Origin of the sequence: Streptomyces sp. NRRL B-1140, assembly GCF_001280065.1 — a bacterium.
GTDB lineage: Bacteria > Actinomycetota > Actinomycetes > Streptomycetales > Streptomycetaceae > Streptomyces.
Genome location: NZ_LGEA01000092.1, coordinates 95,531 through 110,316, shown reverse-complemented (window position 1 = coordinate 110,316; position 14,786 = coordinate 95,531). Strand labels below are relative to the sequence as shown.

The 14,786-nt window shown below is 70.4% G+C and carries 17 protein-coding genes and 1 tRNA gene; 16 read left to right on the top strand and 2 right to left on the bottom strand.

Features of this window, described 5'->3' with window-relative positions; translation table 11 throughout:
* Window positions 1-2: 2 nt before the first annotated feature.
* Window positions 3-245, bottom strand: a complete 243-nt coding sequence (locus ADK65_RS39270) for a hypothetical protein (RefSeq protein WP_234352885.1) — start codon at window positions 243-245, stop codon at window positions 3-5.
* On the opposite strand from ADK65_RS39270, the gene ADK65_RS14955 reads away from it, so the two are divergent.
* The 10 genes from ADK65_RS14955 to ADK65_RS14910 all read left to right on the top strand — a co-directional run bounded on the left by ADK65_RS14955 (window position 159) and on the right by ADK65_RS14910 (window position 7,241).
* The gene (locus ADK65_RS14955; protein WP_233580483.1) at window positions 159-878 is read left to right on the top strand and encodes a GntR family transcriptional regulator; all 720 of its coding nucleotides are present in this window, start codon (window positions 159-161) and stop codon (window positions 876-878) included. The genes ADK65_RS39270 and ADK65_RS14955 overlap by 87 nt on opposite strands.
* Window positions 879-1,043: 165 nt before the next feature.
* A complete protein-coding gene (locus tag ADK65_RS14950) occupies window positions 1,044-1,400 on the top strand; it encodes a hypothetical protein (RefSeq protein ID WP_053670612.1) in 357 nt (118 codons plus the stop codon).
* On the top strand, window positions 1,400-2,776 hold the full coding sequence (locus ADK65_RS14945) for an FtsK/SpoIIIE domain-containing protein (RefSeq protein WP_053670611.1): 1,377 nt from the start codon (window positions 1,400-1,402) through the stop codon (window positions 2,774-2,776). Before ADK65_RS14950 ends, ADK65_RS14945 begins: the two co-directional genes overlap by 1 nt.
* Before the next feature lie 84 nt (window positions 2,777-2,860).
* Window positions 2,861-3,529, top strand: a complete 669-nt coding sequence (locus ADK65_RS14940) for a DUF2637 domain-containing protein (RefSeq protein ID WP_053670610.1) — start codon at window positions 2,861-2,863, stop codon at window positions 3,527-3,529.
* Between the two features lie 10 nt (window positions 3,530-3,539).
* Complete coding sequence (locus tag ADK65_RS14935; protein ID WP_053670609.1) at window positions 3,540-3,731, top strand: mobile element transfer protein; 192 nt, start codon at window positions 3,540-3,542, stop codon at window positions 3,729-3,731.
* A 15-nt stretch (window positions 3,732-3,746) separates the two neighbouring features.
* Window positions 3,747-3,941 carry a hypothetical protein gene (locus tag ADK65_RS14930; protein WP_053670608.1) on the top strand — a complete coding sequence of 65 codons (195 nt, stop codon included), beginning with the start codon at window positions 3,747-3,749 and terminating at the stop codon, window positions 3,939-3,941.
* 24 nt (window positions 3,942-3,965) lie between these two features.
* Window positions 3,966-4,211: a hypothetical protein gene (locus ADK65_RS14925; protein WP_053670607.1), complete on the top strand. Its 246-nt coding sequence runs from the start codon at window positions 3,966-3,968 to the stop codon at window positions 4,209-4,211.
* A 158-nt stretch (window positions 4,212-4,369) separates the two neighbouring features.
* On the top strand, window positions 4,370-5,668 hold the full coding sequence (locus ADK65_RS14920; RefSeq protein ID WP_053670606.1) for a replication initiator: 1,299 nt from the start codon (window positions 4,370-4,372) through the stop codon (window positions 5,666-5,668).
* A complete protein-coding gene (locus tag ADK65_RS14915) occupies window positions 5,644-5,838 on the top strand; it encodes a helix-turn-helix transcriptional regulator (RefSeq protein WP_033314625.1) in 195 nt (64 codons plus the stop codon). Before ADK65_RS14920 ends, ADK65_RS14915 begins: the two co-directional genes overlap by 25 nt.
* Window positions 5,835-7,241, top strand: coding sequence for a tyrosine-type recombinase/integrase (locus tag ADK65_RS14910; protein WP_053670605.1), 1,407 nt, complete (start codon window positions 5,835-5,837; stop codon window positions 7,239-7,241). Before ADK65_RS14915 ends, ADK65_RS14910 begins: the two co-directional genes overlap by 4 nt.
* 232 nt (window positions 7,242-7,473) lie before the next feature.
* Here ADK65_RS14910 and ADK65_RS14905 read toward each other — a convergent pair.
* Window positions 7,474-7,545 (bottom strand) — tRNA-Arg (locus ADK65_RS14905).
* A 116-nt stretch (window positions 7,546-7,661) separates the two neighbouring features.
* Here ADK65_RS14905 and ADK65_RS14900 point away from each other — a divergent pair.
* The 6 genes from ADK65_RS14900 to thrB all read left to right on the top strand — a co-directional run bounded on the left by ADK65_RS14900 (window position 7,662) and on the right by thrB (window position 14,685).
* The gene (locus tag ADK65_RS14900) at window positions 7,662-8,219 is read left to right on the top strand and encodes a response regulator (protein ID WP_078955975.1); all 558 of its coding nucleotides are present in this window, start codon (window positions 7,662-7,664) and stop codon (window positions 8,217-8,219) included.
* A gap of 231 nt (window positions 8,220-8,450) precedes the next feature.
* Window positions 8,451-9,497, top strand: coding sequence for an ArgS-related anticodon-binding protein NrtL (gene nrtL, locus ADK65_RS14895; RefSeq protein WP_053670603.1), 1,047 nt, complete (start codon window positions 8,451-8,453; stop codon window positions 9,495-9,497).
* Between the two features lie 16 nt (window positions 9,498-9,513).
* The gene (gene lysA, locus ADK65_RS14890) at window positions 9,514-10,905 is read left to right on the top strand and encodes a diaminopimelate decarboxylase (RefSeq protein WP_053670602.1); all 1,392 of its coding nucleotides are present in this window, start codon (window positions 9,514-9,516) and stop codon (window positions 10,903-10,905) included.
* 152 nt (window positions 10,906-11,057) lie between these two features.
* The gene (locus ADK65_RS14885; RefSeq protein WP_053670601.1) at window positions 11,058-12,350 is read left to right on the top strand and encodes a homoserine dehydrogenase; all 1,293 of its coding nucleotides are present in this window, start codon (window positions 11,058-11,060) and stop codon (window positions 12,348-12,350) included.
* A 6-nt stretch (window positions 12,351-12,356) separates the two neighbouring features.
* A complete protein-coding gene (gene thrC, locus ADK65_RS14880; protein ID WP_053670600.1) occupies window positions 12,357-13,415 on the top strand; it encodes a threonine synthase in 1,059 nt (352 codons plus the stop codon).
* A 340-nt stretch (window positions 13,416-13,755) separates the two neighbouring features.
* On the top strand, window positions 13,756-14,685 hold the full coding sequence (gene thrB / locus ADK65_RS14875; RefSeq protein WP_053670599.1) for a homoserine kinase: 930 nt from the start codon (window positions 13,756-13,758) through the stop codon (window positions 14,683-14,685).
* The last annotated feature ends 101 nt before the right edge of the window (window positions 14,686-14,786 follow it).

Genomic DNA, 14,786 nt, shown 5'->3' with positions numbered 1-14,786 from the left:
GCTCACGTTCCTCTGCCCTCTCGGATGGCTAGGCTCTCCACCGTAGCAACAAAGCTCGCCCACTCGTCTAGATACCTAAAGGAGTACACGTGCCCTCTCTTTCCTCCGGCCTCCTCGGCGACCTCGATCCCACGAGCGATCGTGCGGTCTTTCGGCAGATCGCCGACCAGTTGCGCGAGGCCATCGACCGTGGGCGATTCAAGGAGGGCGAAAAGCTGCCTTCGGAAGCGGAGCTTGTCGAGCATTACGGGGTTTCCCGTATGACGGTTCGAAACTCCTTCTCCGTCCTCCAGGGCGAGGGCCTGGTGCACGCCGAGCACGGCAAGGGCGTCTTCGTGCGACCACGCCCGCCTGTACGGCGTCTCGCCTCAGACCGGTTCGCCCGGCGTCATCGCGAGCAGGGGAAGTCCGCGTTCATCGTGGAGGCCGACGCTGCCGGCAGTCACCCGCAGGTGGACAGCCTGGAGGTGAAGGAGGAGAAGGCCAGTCAGGATGTCTCCACCCGGCTTGGGTCCGTGCGGCGGGTGCTGGCCCGGCGTCGCCGGTATCTGCTGGACGGGCGGCCGGTGGAGTTCGCCACCTCGTATCTGCCGCTCGACATCGCGCGCGGTACACCGATCGCTGAGCCGAACCCCGGGCCCGGTGGCATCTATGCCCGGCTTGAGGAGCTGGGGCACCGCCTCGACCACTTCGAGGAAGAGATCCGTGCCCGGATGCCCTCGCCTGATGAGGTGCGGACGCTGCGGCTGGCCTCCGGTGTGCCGGTCATTCACCTGATCCGCACCGCGTTCGACCAGGAGGGGCGGGCCGTGGAGGTCTGCGACACAGTCATGGCTGCGGACGCGTACGTGCTGTCGTACCAGCTTCCGGCGACGTGAACGCCTGATCGGCGGTGGTGCGCGGGGCTGCCTGCCCGAACTCGTACACCCCAACAGGCTTACTCGTATAGACGAGTGGGCAAGTTGTGTGGCAAGGTGGTCGTCGTTCCCGGAGATCGGGTTCGAACGCCGCATCTTGTATAGACGAGTAGATGGGAAGAAGTCTTGCGCACCATCCGTGTAGAGACCTCCGCCGCAACGATCCTGCTGACCGAGGCCCCCGAGCCCAAGGTCCGCGACCGGCAGACGGGCGAGATCGCCAAGGACGCGACCAGCGGTGAAGCCCTGATGACCATGGGCGTCGTCTACCTGGAGGACGGCGAGTCCTCGTTGATCAAGGTCACCGTTCCTGAGAGTGGAGTCTCCGAGGGGCTGACGCTCGGTGCTCCGGTCTCGCTGCCGGGGCTGGTGGCCCGCCCGTGGGAGAGCGTCTTCAACGGTCAGCAGCGGCACGGCATCGCCTTCCGCGCCGCCGCCGTAACTCCGGCCGCGTTCCCGGCCGCCTCCGGGGCCGCTGCCTGATGACCGATCTGACGACGCTCCTGGAAGTGGGTGGTCCTGTCGCCGCACTCGGCGGCGGGGCCGCCTACGCCCGGGCCAAGCATCCCGGCCTGTACTGGTCCACAGTCGGCCTGCCGATATCCACGGCCCGGCTGCTCAGCTCGTACGGCTCGGTCATGGAGGCCTGCGGCCTGACCGTGGCTCCGTCCCGGCTGCGGATGCTGGCGGTCAAGGCCACCACTCGCCGTGAAGTTCGTCCCGTACCGCCGCGTCGGGGCATCATCCGCCCCACCTCGACCGGGCTGCGGCTCCGTCTGCGGCTCGCTCCGGGGCAGGAACCGGCCGACGTCGCCGCCTCGGCGGAACGACTGCGGCACGCCTGGGGCGTTCACGCCGTGTACGTCTCGACGGTCAAGCCTGGTGTGGTCGAACTGCGGCTGGTCGGCTTCGACGTTCTGCGGCAGGTGCGTATGCCTCGCAAGGTGGACGCCGAGTTCCTCCAGGTGCCGGTGGCGCTGCGGGAGGATGCCATGCCGTTCGTACGCGACTACCGGGCCGTACCCCACCAACTCACCCTCGGCGCGACGCTGTCAGGTAAATCCATGTACCTGCGGCACCTGATCGCCGGGCTCGCCCCTCAGCCGGTCGCCCTCGTCGGCATCGACTGCAAGCGCGGTGTGGAGCTGGCGCCGTTCGCGTCCCGCCTCTCCGCGCTGGCGACCGAACCGGAGCAGGCAGCCGAGCTGCTGCCCGTGCTCGTGAAGGAAATGGAGGACCGCTACGACCTGATCAAGGCCCGGCAAGGCATCGCCCCGGATACCCCGGCCGAAGAGATTACCTCCGACATCTGGGGACTGCCCGAGTCCGAACGTCCCGTCCCTCTGGTGCTGTTCGTAGACGAGGTCGCTGAACTGTTCCTCGTCGCCACCAGGAAGGACGAGGAACGCCGGGACGAGATGGTCACCCAGCTCATTCGCCTCGCCCAGCTCGGCCGCGCGGCCGGCATCTACCTAGAGGTCTGCGGACAGCGCTTCGGCGCCGAGCTGGGCAAGGGCGCGACCATGTTGCGAGCCCAGTTGACCGGCCGCGTCTGCCACCGAGTGAACGACGAAGCCTCCGCGAAGATGGCGCTCGGCGACATCGCACCCGAAGCCGTCTCGGCTGCCTGCGCCATCGCACCTGAACGCCCCGGCCTGGCCGTAGCTGGTGACACCTCCGGCGGCTGGTCACGCATCCGGACCCCGTACCTGTCCCTCAGCGATGCGGCGGCGGCCTGCCGAGACTCCGCACACGTGGTGCCGGACGTGCCTGGGCTCAAGCCCTTCCTGCCCGAGGTGGCCATACGGCCGGTCGAGTCTCCGGCCCCCGTCGCCGAACCCCGCCCGGCTACCGGCTGACCTCCTCCACCATCCCCGGTCGGCGTGACCGCCTCACGCCAGGTCCCTACCCCTCGCATGCCTGAACCCGGAAGGAGCCGCATCATGCGCGCCCAACTGGCCCGCGTTGACGCGGTGCTCATCCAAGCCGTCATCGCCGCCGCGCTGTCCTTCGCCCACCTGCACGACATCGCCTCGGCGGCCGGACAGGACGGGTGGAAGGCGTGGGCCTACCCGATCTCGGTCGACCTGCTGCTCGTCGCCGCCTGGCGCCGACTGCGGTCCGGGGAAGCCAAAGCGGCCGGGTGGTGCTGGTTCGTCATCGCCCTCACCGCCTCCCTCGGAGCCAACGTCGCCACCGCCGGCCTCCTCGACCTGAACCACGTCCCGGCCTGGCTGCGCATCCTCGTCGCGGGCTGGCCTGCGGTCGCCTTCCTCGGCGGCACGCTGCTCGCGCACTCCGCACCGACAACGCTCCACCAGGCCGCCGACCCCGACAAGGACAACGAGGTCCACGACTCCGCGGAGGCACCAGAAGCCCGTCCCGAGCCGCCTGTATGCCCGGCCGCCGAACAAGCCCCACCCCAACCCGCCGACGAGCACGAGCCGCCCGAGCGTCCCGCCTTGCCCGTTCCGGCCGCCCTGGTCACCCACGCCCGCAAGGTCGCCGCCGAACACCACACCCGCACCGGAACACTCATCGACACCCCAACGCTCCGCGCCCGCCTCGGCGTCCCCGAACCCATGGCCGAAGCCATCGCCACCCACCTCTGAAGGAGACCTCGTGAGCGCCAATCGCCGCTTCCGCAACGTCGTCCGCATCGGCCCCGTCCGGGTCGGCACGTACTACGACGGCCGGGGCCAGGAGAAGCACACCGCAGCCTGCACCGCCCCCCGCTGCGGCTTCTCCACCGACTACGACGGCCGCGCCGCCGCCGAGCTGGCCGCCCGCACTCACCGTTGCCACGTGCGCTGAAAGGACCCTCGCCCCGTGACCGTCAGCCTGCCGCTTGTCGTCGTCCTCGGCTTCTTCGCCTGGGGAGCAGTCAGGTTCCTCGGCGTCCGCGTCTGGATCGTCGTCCTGATCGCCCTCTTCGGCTTCTGGCTCTCCCGCACCTTCCTGGCACCCGCAATCGAGTCCGGCACGCGCTCCGGCGTGACCGTCATAAACGGCTCACACACCTAGACGAGTAGATAAGGAGAGGGAACCGTGTTCCTCCCGAAGTACCCCGACAGCCCGACCCCGCCGCCCGCGCACACCCACACCCCGACCGAGCCGGCGCCCGTACGGCGCTCGCTCCCGTCGGTCTCCATCGATCAGAAGACCGTCGTGGCCCTGGTCGTCGGCGGGGTCGTCCTCACCGCGCTCCTGGCCGCCGTCGCCGTGACGGCCATCTCCGTTGCCGTGGCCGCCGTCGTCCTGCGCTCCATGCTCCGCGACCACCACCGCCGCTGAACCGCGCTGGCCTCCGGGGCGGCGGCACACGACCAAGCATCTCGCCACCCCGGGGCCTGCTCCTCCCGACCGAGCCAGTCAGAAGGGGAAACGCCATCTTCACCCGCACCACTCCGGCCCCACTCCCGGAACTCGCGAACCTGGCCGCGCAGGGCACATTGCCGGGTATCCTCCGCCAGCTCTCCGGACTCGGCGGCTGCACCAACCCGATCCGCCTCGACGGCCACCGCACCGAGTACCACGTCGACACCACGACCGGCGAGATCGGCAACCTCCTCCACCGCCTCGACTCGACCAGCCTCCCGGCCGGACAGCTCCTCGTCCGCTGCAACAACCGCCGCACGACCCGCTGCGCCGCCTGCGCCGAGGTCTACCGCCGCGACACCTTCCACCTGATCACCTCCGGCCTGCGCGGCGGCAAGGGCATCCCCGAACACGTCGCCGCCCACCCGCGCGTGTTCGCCACCTTCACCGCGCCGAGCTTCGGCCCGGTCCACAACCGTCCCTCCAGCGGGCGCCCGTGCCGCTGCGGCACTCACCACGACCAGGACGACGAGGCACTCGGCACCGCGCTCGACCCGGACACCTACGACTACGAAGCCGCGGTGCTCTGGAACGCCCACGCCGGTCCACTCTGGCGGCGCTTCTCCACCTACCTGCGCCGAGAAGTCGCCAAGCGCGCCGGCCTCTCCCAGCGGCGCTTCCGCGAGCACGCCCGAGTGTCCTTCGCCAAGGTCGCCGAGTACCAGAAGCGTGGCGCAGTCCACTTCCACGCCGTCATCCGCATCGACGGCCCCAGCGGCGGCGACACTCCACCTCCTGTGTGGGCAACCGCCGAGCTGCTCACGGACGCCATCCGGGCGGCCACCGCCAAGGTCCGGGTGGACGGCCCGACCATCGATGGCCGCGCCCACGCCTTCACCTTCGGTCGCCAGCTCGACGTACGCACCATCCGCTCGGCCGACTTCGACGGCGGCCAGGAGCTGACCGAACGGGCTGTCGCCGCCTACATCGCCAAGTACGCCACCAAAGGCGCCGAGACGGCGACAGGAGCTCTCGACCGCCCGCTCAAGTTCGCCGCCGAACTCGCCCAGCTCGACATCAGCGACCACGCCCGCCGCCTCATCCGCACCGCCTGGTTCCTCGGCGCACGCAAGGACCTCGAACGCCTCCGCCTGCGCGCCTGGGCTCACATGCTCGGCTTCCGCGGCCACTTCTCCACCAAGTCCCGCCGCTACTCAACCACTCTCGGCGCCCTCCGCGACGCACGCGCCCAGTGGCGCCGCGCCCAAGCCGCAACACCCAACGGCCCCGAGCCCGAGACGACCTACGTCCTCGCGCACTGGGTCTTCGCCGGAACCGGCCTGTCCGACACCGAAGCCTGGCTGGCCGCATCTCTCGAACCCGCCCCCGGAACGGAAGGAGAACCGACATGGACCGCCGACGGGACGAACTGATGACTGTCCCGCAGATCCTCGCCGAGCTGGGCGGAGTGTCCCGCCGAACCTTCTACCGCTGGCGCGAGCTAGGGCAGGCTCCGGAAGCGATCAAGCTGCCGAATGGTGAGCTCCGCGTTTGGCGCAGTGACTTCGACGCCTGGCTCCACGGGCTCGCGGAGGCGGCGTGAAGTCGCATGACGTGAGGGTGTGGGGCATCCGCAAGCGGCCCTACAAGACGCCGTCCTATGACGTGCGATGGAAGGTTGCCGACGCCCCGCCGTTCTCCGAGACCTTCCGGACCAAGGCACTCGCCGACAACTTCCGCGCCAAGCTTCTTCGGGCTGCGCAGAAGGGCGAGGCATTCGACACGGAAACCGGTCTGCCGGACTCCATGGCACCCGTCAAAGCGTCCCGTACCTGGTACGACTTCGCACGGGCGTACGTCGCCATGAAGTGGCCGCACGCGGCTCCGAACTCCCGCGACAGCCTGAACGAGACGATGACGCTCGTCACCACTCAGTTGTTGGGTGATCGCCCGGGGCGGCCTGCTGACGACGTCTTGCGCCGTGCGCTGCGGGGCTGGGCTTTCGTCGTCCAAGCCTCGGACGAGGAAGCTCCGCCGGTCGACATCGCGAACGCTCTTCGATGGGTGGCCAAGGCCTCGCTGCCGTTGGCGACGCTCAAGAACCCGGCAGATACCCGCCGCGTCCTCGACTCGCTCAAGCTCAAGCTGTCGGGCGCTCCAGCGGCCGCCGAGACGGTGCGGCGCAAGCGGGCGGTCCTCTTCAATGCCCTCGCGTACGCGGTCGAACTGGGGGAGCTCCCGGATAACCCGGTCACGCTCGTGAAGTGGAAGCCGCCGAAGGTGACCAAGGAAGTCGACCGCCGGGTCGTGGTGAACCCTCGGCAGGCACGCGAGCTCCTGGCCGCCGTCTCATACGTCGGCGGTTACCGCAGGGCCCGGGGACGGCGCATGGTCGCGCTCTTCGCCTGCATGTACTTCGGTGGGCTTCGGCCGGCGGAAGCTGTGGCGCTGCGTCGTCCGGACTGCACGCTGCCGGAGACCGGGTGGGGTTCGCTGATCCTGGAGAAGACCCGGCCGACCGTTGGGAAGCGCTGGACCGGGACCGGGGAGGTTCACGACAACCGCGGGCTTAAGAATCGCCCCGCGAACGAAACCCGCATCGTCCCGATCCCGCCTCGCCTCGTCCGCATGCTCCTCGCCCACATCGAGGAGTTCGGCACTGCCACGGACGGGCGGCTGTTCGCCAACGAACGTGGGGGAGTGGTCGCCTCCACTACGTACTGGCGCGTCTGGGACGAGGCCCGGCACCTGGCGCTCACGCCGGAACAGGTGGCCTCGCCGCTGGCCGCTCGGCCGTACGACCTGAGGCACGCCGCGCTCTCCTCGTGGCTCAACGCCGGCGTCGACCCCACCGAGGTGGCGGAACGCGCGGGCAACAGCGTCGAAGTGCTGCTGAGCCGGTACGCGAAGTGCCTCGACGGGCGCCAGGACGTGGCCAACCGCCGGATCGCCGAGCTCCTCGGTGAGGATGACGGCCTGGAGGACGAGCCCGGCGACGGGACTTGATCCCGGCAGACCTCCGACACGCGCACCTGCGGCATGATGGCCCCTGGACTACGGTTCGGGGGTCTCGGCGTTTTCCGGCCCTGACCTGCGGGTTCCTGGCCTGTGGCCAGTCCACGGATAGTCCACGGCGCCCGACATACAGCCGCTCCGAGCGGCACACGCCTGCACATACGCGAAGACCCCGTCCCAGCGAAAGCGCTGATGGCGGGGTCTTTGGGCACCTCATGCAAGGTGCCCCCGGCAGGATTCGAACCTGCGCACACGGCTCCGGAGGCCGTTGCTCTATCCCCTGAGCTACGGGGGCGTGTGCGTCGCGATTGCTCGCGGCGACGGGTAGAACACTACCAGCTCCCTCGGGGTGGTCATGAACGGGTTTCCGCTGTCGGGGCGGGGGGTCCGGGTCGCTCGTGCGGGGTGGAAGTGGGGAAAACCCGGACGCGATGGCCGGGGCCGACCTACTCTCGAGTTGTGCCAGGCGCGTCGGGTCGGGTGCTTGTTGTGGACGACAACAAGGTCATCCGGCAGTTGATCAGGGTCAACCTCGAGCTTGAGGGGCTGGAGGTCGTGACCGCGGCCGATGGTGCCGAGTGTCTCGATGTCGTGCATCACGTGCGGCCCGATGTCGTGACCCTCGATGTCGTCATGCCCCGGCTGGACGGGCTGCGGACCGCCGCTCGCCTCCGGGCTGACCCGCGGACCCGGGACACGCCCCTCGCCATCGTCAGCGCCTGCAGCCACCACGAGATCGAGGCCGGGCTTGAAGTGGGCGTCGACGCCTTCCTCGCCAAACCCTTCGAGCCCGCCGAACTGGTCCTCGTGGTCCGCCAGTTGATGGAGCGAGCCCGGGGCGGGGGTCGGCAGCGCGGCGGTGGTCCCGACACCGACGGCGGTGGTGCCCCAGGGGAAGAACCGGTAGCGAAGGAACCGGTGAGGGAGCAGGGGCAGGGGCAGGAAGTGGATATTCCCGCCGTGCCGTAGGAGCTCGGTCGCACCGTCGCACCGTCGCCGCTCCCGAAACGCCGGGCAGCGTCCACCGCGCGGCCCCCTCATGCTGGGCAGCGTCCACCCCTGACCCAGGTAGGCGTCTGCCGAAGGCATTCTACGAACCCCCGAGCAGCACCCACCCCGGAACACCGGCCACCGTCCACATCCCGGACCCCCGGGAAACCGGCTCGCATACCCACCCCCTTCCTCCCATACGCTGGTGCCGTGACCCCCGCAGAGCTCTCCCGCACCGTGCTGCACGCCGTGCGCCGCGCCGTCGACGAGGGTGAGCTCAGCGTGACCGTTCCGGAGCGGGCCGTGGTTGCTCCGCCCGGGCCCGGGGGCCGTGGCGACTACGCCACCAACATCGCCCTCCAGCTGGCCCGCGCGGCAGGGCGGCCGCCTCGTGACGTGGCCGAGGTGCTGCGGGCGCGGCTCCTCGACGAGCGGCGGTTCGCCGACGTCGTGGTCACCGGGCCCGGCTTCCTCAACGTCAGCCTGCACAACACCGCCTCCGGCGACCTCGTCGACGAGATCCTGCGGCGCGGGCGGCGCTACGGGCACACGACCAGCGGGTTCAGCGGGTTCGCCCTCAAGATCTACTGCCGGGCGGAAGTGCGCGCCGTCGTGGTCACGGACGTCGTGGCCCGTCTGGCGCGCAGCCAGGGGGACATCGTCCGTGTCTCCTGCACCGGGCGGCCCGCCCCGGAGTGGGGGTCCGTCCTCGGGGCGGACATCACCACCCCGGGGCCGCGTGTCATCCCCGACCGGTCCGTCACCGTCCACCCCGTTCCCGCCCGCGTCGACCCTCTGCCCCTCGGCCGGGACGCCGCCCGCTGGGCCCTGCTGCACCCTGCCGCCCACGACCGGCCCAAGATCCCCGGCGACCACCTCGTCCAGCGGGAGAGCAACCCCCTCTTCCGCGTCCGGTACGCCCACGCCCGCACCCGGGCCCTCCTGCGCAACGCCGCGGACCTGGGCTTCCACCCCGAGCCGGGTCCCGTGAGCGCAGCGGAAGCGTTGACCGCCCTACTCGGCGACCACCCCCGCGTCCTCGCCGCCACCGCCACGCAGCACACCCCCGACCGTCTGGCCCGGCATCTCATCGCCGTCGCCGATGCCGTGATGCCTCTGCTCCCCGCCGTGCTGCCCCTCGGTGAGGAGAAACCCTCGGCCGCCCACCGTGCCCGGCTCGCGCTCGCCGAAGCCGCCGGGACGGTGCTGGCCGGCGGCCTGTCCCTGCTCGGCATCGACGCACCCGACCATCTCTGAGAGACACGTACAGATCATGAGCCGTTCCGCACACCCCGCCGGGCCCCGTCACGCAGATGTCCTCCCCGAGGGGCACTACTCGGCCCCGCCCGCCGACCTCAACGCGCTGGACCCCAAGGTGTGGGCCCAGACGGTGACGCGTGACGACGACGGGGTCGTGACCGTCGGCGGCATTCCGGTCACGCGGCTCGCCGAGGAGTTCGGCACTCCCGCCTACGTCCTGGACGAGGCCGACTTCCGGGCCCGCGCGCGTGCCTGGCGCACCGCCTTCGGGGCCGACGCCGACGTGTTCTACGCGGGCAAGGCGTTCCTGTCCCGTGCCGTCGTGCGCTGGCTCGACGAGGAGGGGCTGAACGTCGACGTCTGCTCCGGCGGCGAGCTGGCCACCGCCCTGTCCGCCGGCATGCCCGCCGAGCGCATCGCCTTCCACGGCAACAACAAGTCCGTCGACGAGATCACCCGGGCCGTCGAGGCCGGTGTGGGGCACATCGTTCTCGACTCCTTCCAGGAGATCGTGCGCGTCGCCCATATCGCGCAGGGCCTGGGGAAGCGGCAGAAGGTTCTCATCCGGATCACCGTCGGCGTCGAGGCGCACACCCACGAGTTCATCGCCACGGCCCACGAGGACCAGAAGTTCGGCATCCCGCTGGCCGGCGGGCAGGCCGCCGAGGCGGTACGGCGGGCCCTGCAGCTCGACGGGCTGGAGCTCGTCGGCATCCACAGCCACATCGGGTCGCAGATCTTCGACATGTCCGGGTTCGAGGTGGCCGCGCACCGGGTGGTCGGGCTGCTGAAGGCCGTCCGCGACGAGCACGGTGTCGAGTTGCCCGAGATCGACCTCGGTGGGGGCCTCGGTATCGCCTACACCAGCGACGACGACCCGCGTGAGCCGCACGAGATCGCCAAGGCGCTGACCGAGATCGTCACCCGTGAGTGCGAGGCCGCGCAGCTGCGCACGCCGCGGATCTCCGTGGAGCCGGGGCGCGCCATCGTCGGTCCGACCGCCTTCACGCTCTACGAGGTCGGCACCATCAAGCCCCTCGACGGGTTGCGGACCTACGTCTCCGTCGACGGCGGCATGTCGGACAACATCCGCACGGCGCTGTACGACGCCGAGTACAGCGTCGCGCTGGTCTCCCGCACCTCCGAGGCCGAGCCGATGCTCGCCCGGGTCGTCGGCAAGCACTGCGAGAGCGGGGACATCGTGGTCAAGGACGCGTTCCTGCCGTCCGACGTGGCACCGGGTGACCTTCTCGCCGTACCGGCCACCGGCGCGTACTGCCGCTCCATGGCCAGCAACTACAACCACGTGCTGCGCCCGCCGGTCGTCGCCGTCGACGGCGGTGAGGCCCGGGTGATCGTCCGGCGCGAAACGGAGGAGGACCTGCTGCGTCTGGACGTGGGCTGAGGACAGAGAGCAAAACCGGCGGCGGAAGATCTCCTGTCTTCGGCCCGCGCGAAAATGAAATAGACATCTCACGATCCGGACCGGGGGCAGAAACTCCCGTCCGGTGAGTGAGACTGGTTCCACCGTAGACGGTAAAGAGGAAACGAGGTCGGATGATGCGTACGCGTCCGCTGAAGGTGGCGCTGCTGGGCTGTGGAGTGGTCGGCTCAGAGGTGGCGCGCATCATGACGACGCACGCCGACGACCTCACGGCCCGCATCGGGGCCCCGGTGGAACTCGCGGGCGTGGCCGTACGGCGGCCCGACCGGGTGCGCGAAGGCATCGCCCCCGAGCTCGTCACCACCGACGCCACCGCCCTCGTCAAACGCGGCGACATCGACGTGGTGGTCGAGGTCATCGGCGGCATCGAGCCCGCCCGGGCCCTCATCACCACCGCCTTCGAGCACGGCGCCTCCGTCGTCTCCGCCAACAAGGCGCTGCTCGCCCAGGACGGCGCCGCCCTGCACGCCGCCGCCGAGCAGCACGGCCGGGACCTCTACTACGAGGCCGCCGTCGCCGGTGCCATCCCGCTGATCCGGCCGCTGCGCGAGTCCCTCGCCGGCGACAAGATCAACCGGGTGATGGGCATCGTCAACGGGACGACCAACTTCATCCTCGACAAGATGGACTCGACGGGCGCGGGCTACCAGGAGGCCCTCGACGAGGCCACCGCCCTGGGGTACGCGGAGGCCGACCCGACCGCCGACGTGGAGGGCTTCGACGCCGCCGCCAAGGCCGCGATCCTCGCCGGTATCGCCTTCCACACGCGCGTGCGCCTCGACGACGTCCACCGCGAGGGCATGACCGAGGTGACCGCGGCCGACTTCGCCTCCGCGAAGGAGATGGGCTGCACCATCAAGCTGCTCGCCATCTGCGAGCGGGCCGACGACGGGGCGTCGGTCACCGCGCGGGTGCACCCGGCCATGATCCCGCTGAGCCACCCGCTGGCCTCCGTCCGCGGCGCCTACAACGCCGTGTTCGTCGAGTCCGACGCCGCCGGGCAGCTCATGTTCTACGGTCCCGGAGCGGGCGGTTCCCCCACCGCCTCCGCCGTGCTCGGCGACCTCGTCGCCGTCTGCCGCAACCGGATCGGCGGCGCGACCGGACCGGGCGAGTCCGCCTACGCCGCGCTGCCGGTGTCGCCGATGGGCGACGTCGTCACGCGGTACCACATCAGCCTCGACGTAGCTGACAAACCGGGTGTTCTCGCCCAGGTCGCGACCGTCTTCGCCGAGCACGGAGTCTCGATCGATACGGTTCGCCAGTCGGGGAAGGACGGCGAGGCCTCTCTCGTCGTCGTCACGCACCGTGCGTCCGACGCCGCCCTCACCGGGACCGTCGAGGCGTTGCGCAAGCTCGACACCGTGCGTGGTGTCGCCAGCATCATGCGGGTTGAAGGAGAGTAACCAGCAATGACCCACCAGTGGCGCGGAATCATCGAGGAGTACCGGGACAGGCTGCCGGTATCCGACAGCACGCCGGTCGTGACGCTCCGTGAGGGCGGCACGCCCCTCGTCCCCGCGCAGGTGCTCTCCGAGCGCACGGGCTGCGAGGTCCACCTCAAGGTCGAGGGCGCGAACCCGACCGGGTCCTTCAAGGACCGCGGCATGACCATGGCCATCACCCGGGCCAAGGAGGAGGGCGCGAAGGCCGTCATCTGCGCCTCCACCGGCAACACGTCGGCCTCCGCCGCCGCCTACGCCGTGCGGGCCGGAATGGTGTGCGCCGTGCTCGTGCCGACGGGCAAGATCGCGCTCGGCAAGATGGGCCAGGCCCTCGTGCACGGCGCGAAGATCCTCCAGGTCGACGGCAACTTCGACGACTGCCTCACGCTCGCGCGCGGTCTGAGCGACAACTACCCGGTGGCGCTGGTCAATTCGGTCAACCCGGTCCGTATCGAGGGTCAGAAGACCGCCGCCTTCGAGATCGTGGACATGCTCGGCGACGCGCCCGACATCCACGTCCTGCCGGTCGGCAACGCGGGCAACATCACGGCCTATTGGAAGGGCTACACGGAGTACGCCGCCGACAAGGTGGCGACCCGGACCCCGCGCATGTGGGGTTTCCAGGCCTCCGGCAGTGCCCCGATCGTGCGCGGCGAGGTCGTCAAGGACCCCTCGACCATCGCCACGGCCATCCGCATCGGCAACCCGGCCTCCTGGCAGTACGCGCTTGCCGCGCGGGACGAGTCGGGCGGCTTCATCGACGAGGTGACGGACCGTGAGATCCTGCGCGCCTACCGTCTGTTGGCGTCCCAGGAGGGTGTCTTCGTCGAGCCGGCGTCCGCCGCGTCCGTCGCGGGTCTGCTGAAGGCCGCCGAGCAGGGCAAGGTCGACCCGGGGCAGCGCATCGTGTGCACCGTCACCGGCAACGGCCTGAAGGACCCCGACTGGGCCGTCGCCGGCGCGCCGCAGCCGGTCACCGTACCCGTCGACTCGGCGGCCGCGGCGGAGCGCCTCGGCCTGGCCTGACCTGCGGCGTCGCGCCGAGCGCCGGAGCACGGCCCGACACGGTCCGGCGCAAGACGGCGCTTTCCCGGGGGAGTTCCCTACGGGGGGTGCATAGGGGGCTTACGACACGCATCGTGCGCCTCCTGTGCGCCCTGTGTCGCCACAGAACCTTCCTTCGATAGGCTGTACTGAACCCGCCCGCCGCATATGCCTCCGCATGAGCACGGCGCCGCGCCGTCTCCGCGGCCGGGCAGCGGCCGGCCGTCCCGGTCGGCAGCGGCCTGGGGGGTTCTCGTTCGCCATCGAATGTCCACTGCACGTCATTCGACAATCACCGCAGCTCAAGGAGAGTCATCGAGCGATGGCCGGTCCAGCGTTCCGCGCCGCCGCCGTCCGGGTGCGCGTCCCCGCCACCAGCGCCAACCTCGGCCCGGGCTTCGACGCCCTCGGCCTCGCGCTGGGCTTGTACGACGACGTGGTCGTCCGGGTGGCCGACTCCGGGCTGCACATCGACATCGCGGGTGAGGGAAGCGAGACGCTCCCGCGCGACGAGAAGCACCTGCTCGTCCGATCCCTGCGCACCGCCTTCGACGTGCTCGGCGGACAGCCGCGCGGTCTGGAGATCGTCTGCGCCAACCGGATTCCGCACGGCCGGGGTCTCGGTTCCTCGTCGGCCGCGATCTGCGCGGGCATCGTCGCCGCCCGCGCCGTGACCATAGGGGCCGACGCCAAGCTCGACGACACCGCGCTGCTGGAGCTCGCCACCGAGATCGAGGGGCACCCCGACAACGTCGCGGCGTGCCTGCTGGGCGGCTTCACGCTGTCCTGGATGGAGGGCGGCGCCGCGCGCGCGATCAGGATGGACCCCGCGGATTCCATCGTTCCGGTGGTTTTCGTCCCCGGAAAGCCGGTACTCACGGAGACGGCGCGCGGCCTGCTCCCGCGCACCGTTCCGCACGTCGACGCCGCCGCCAACGCCGGCCGGGCCGCCCTGCTCGTCGAGGCCCTGACGCGCCGCCCCGAACTGCTGCTGCCGGCCACCGAGGACCGCCTGCACCAGGAGTACCGCGCCCCGGCCATGCCCGAGAGCGCGGCACTGGTGGAGCGGCTGCGGGGCGACGGCATCCCCGCGGTCATCTCCGGCGCCGGACCGACGGTCATGGCGCTGGCCGACGCGGAGACGGCCGACAAGGTCGAGGCCCTGGCGGGCGCGGAGTGGGCCGCGAACCGGCTGCGTCTCGACCAGCAGGGCGCGAGCGTGCTGCCGCTCGCGACCTCCGGTGACATCTGAAAAACGCTCGGTTACCGGATTTCGAGAGGGGGAATGTTTGTTGGATCCGGTAGTGTTAACCTCAAGTCTGCACCCGACCCCACCATGGCGAGGTGCCTCGT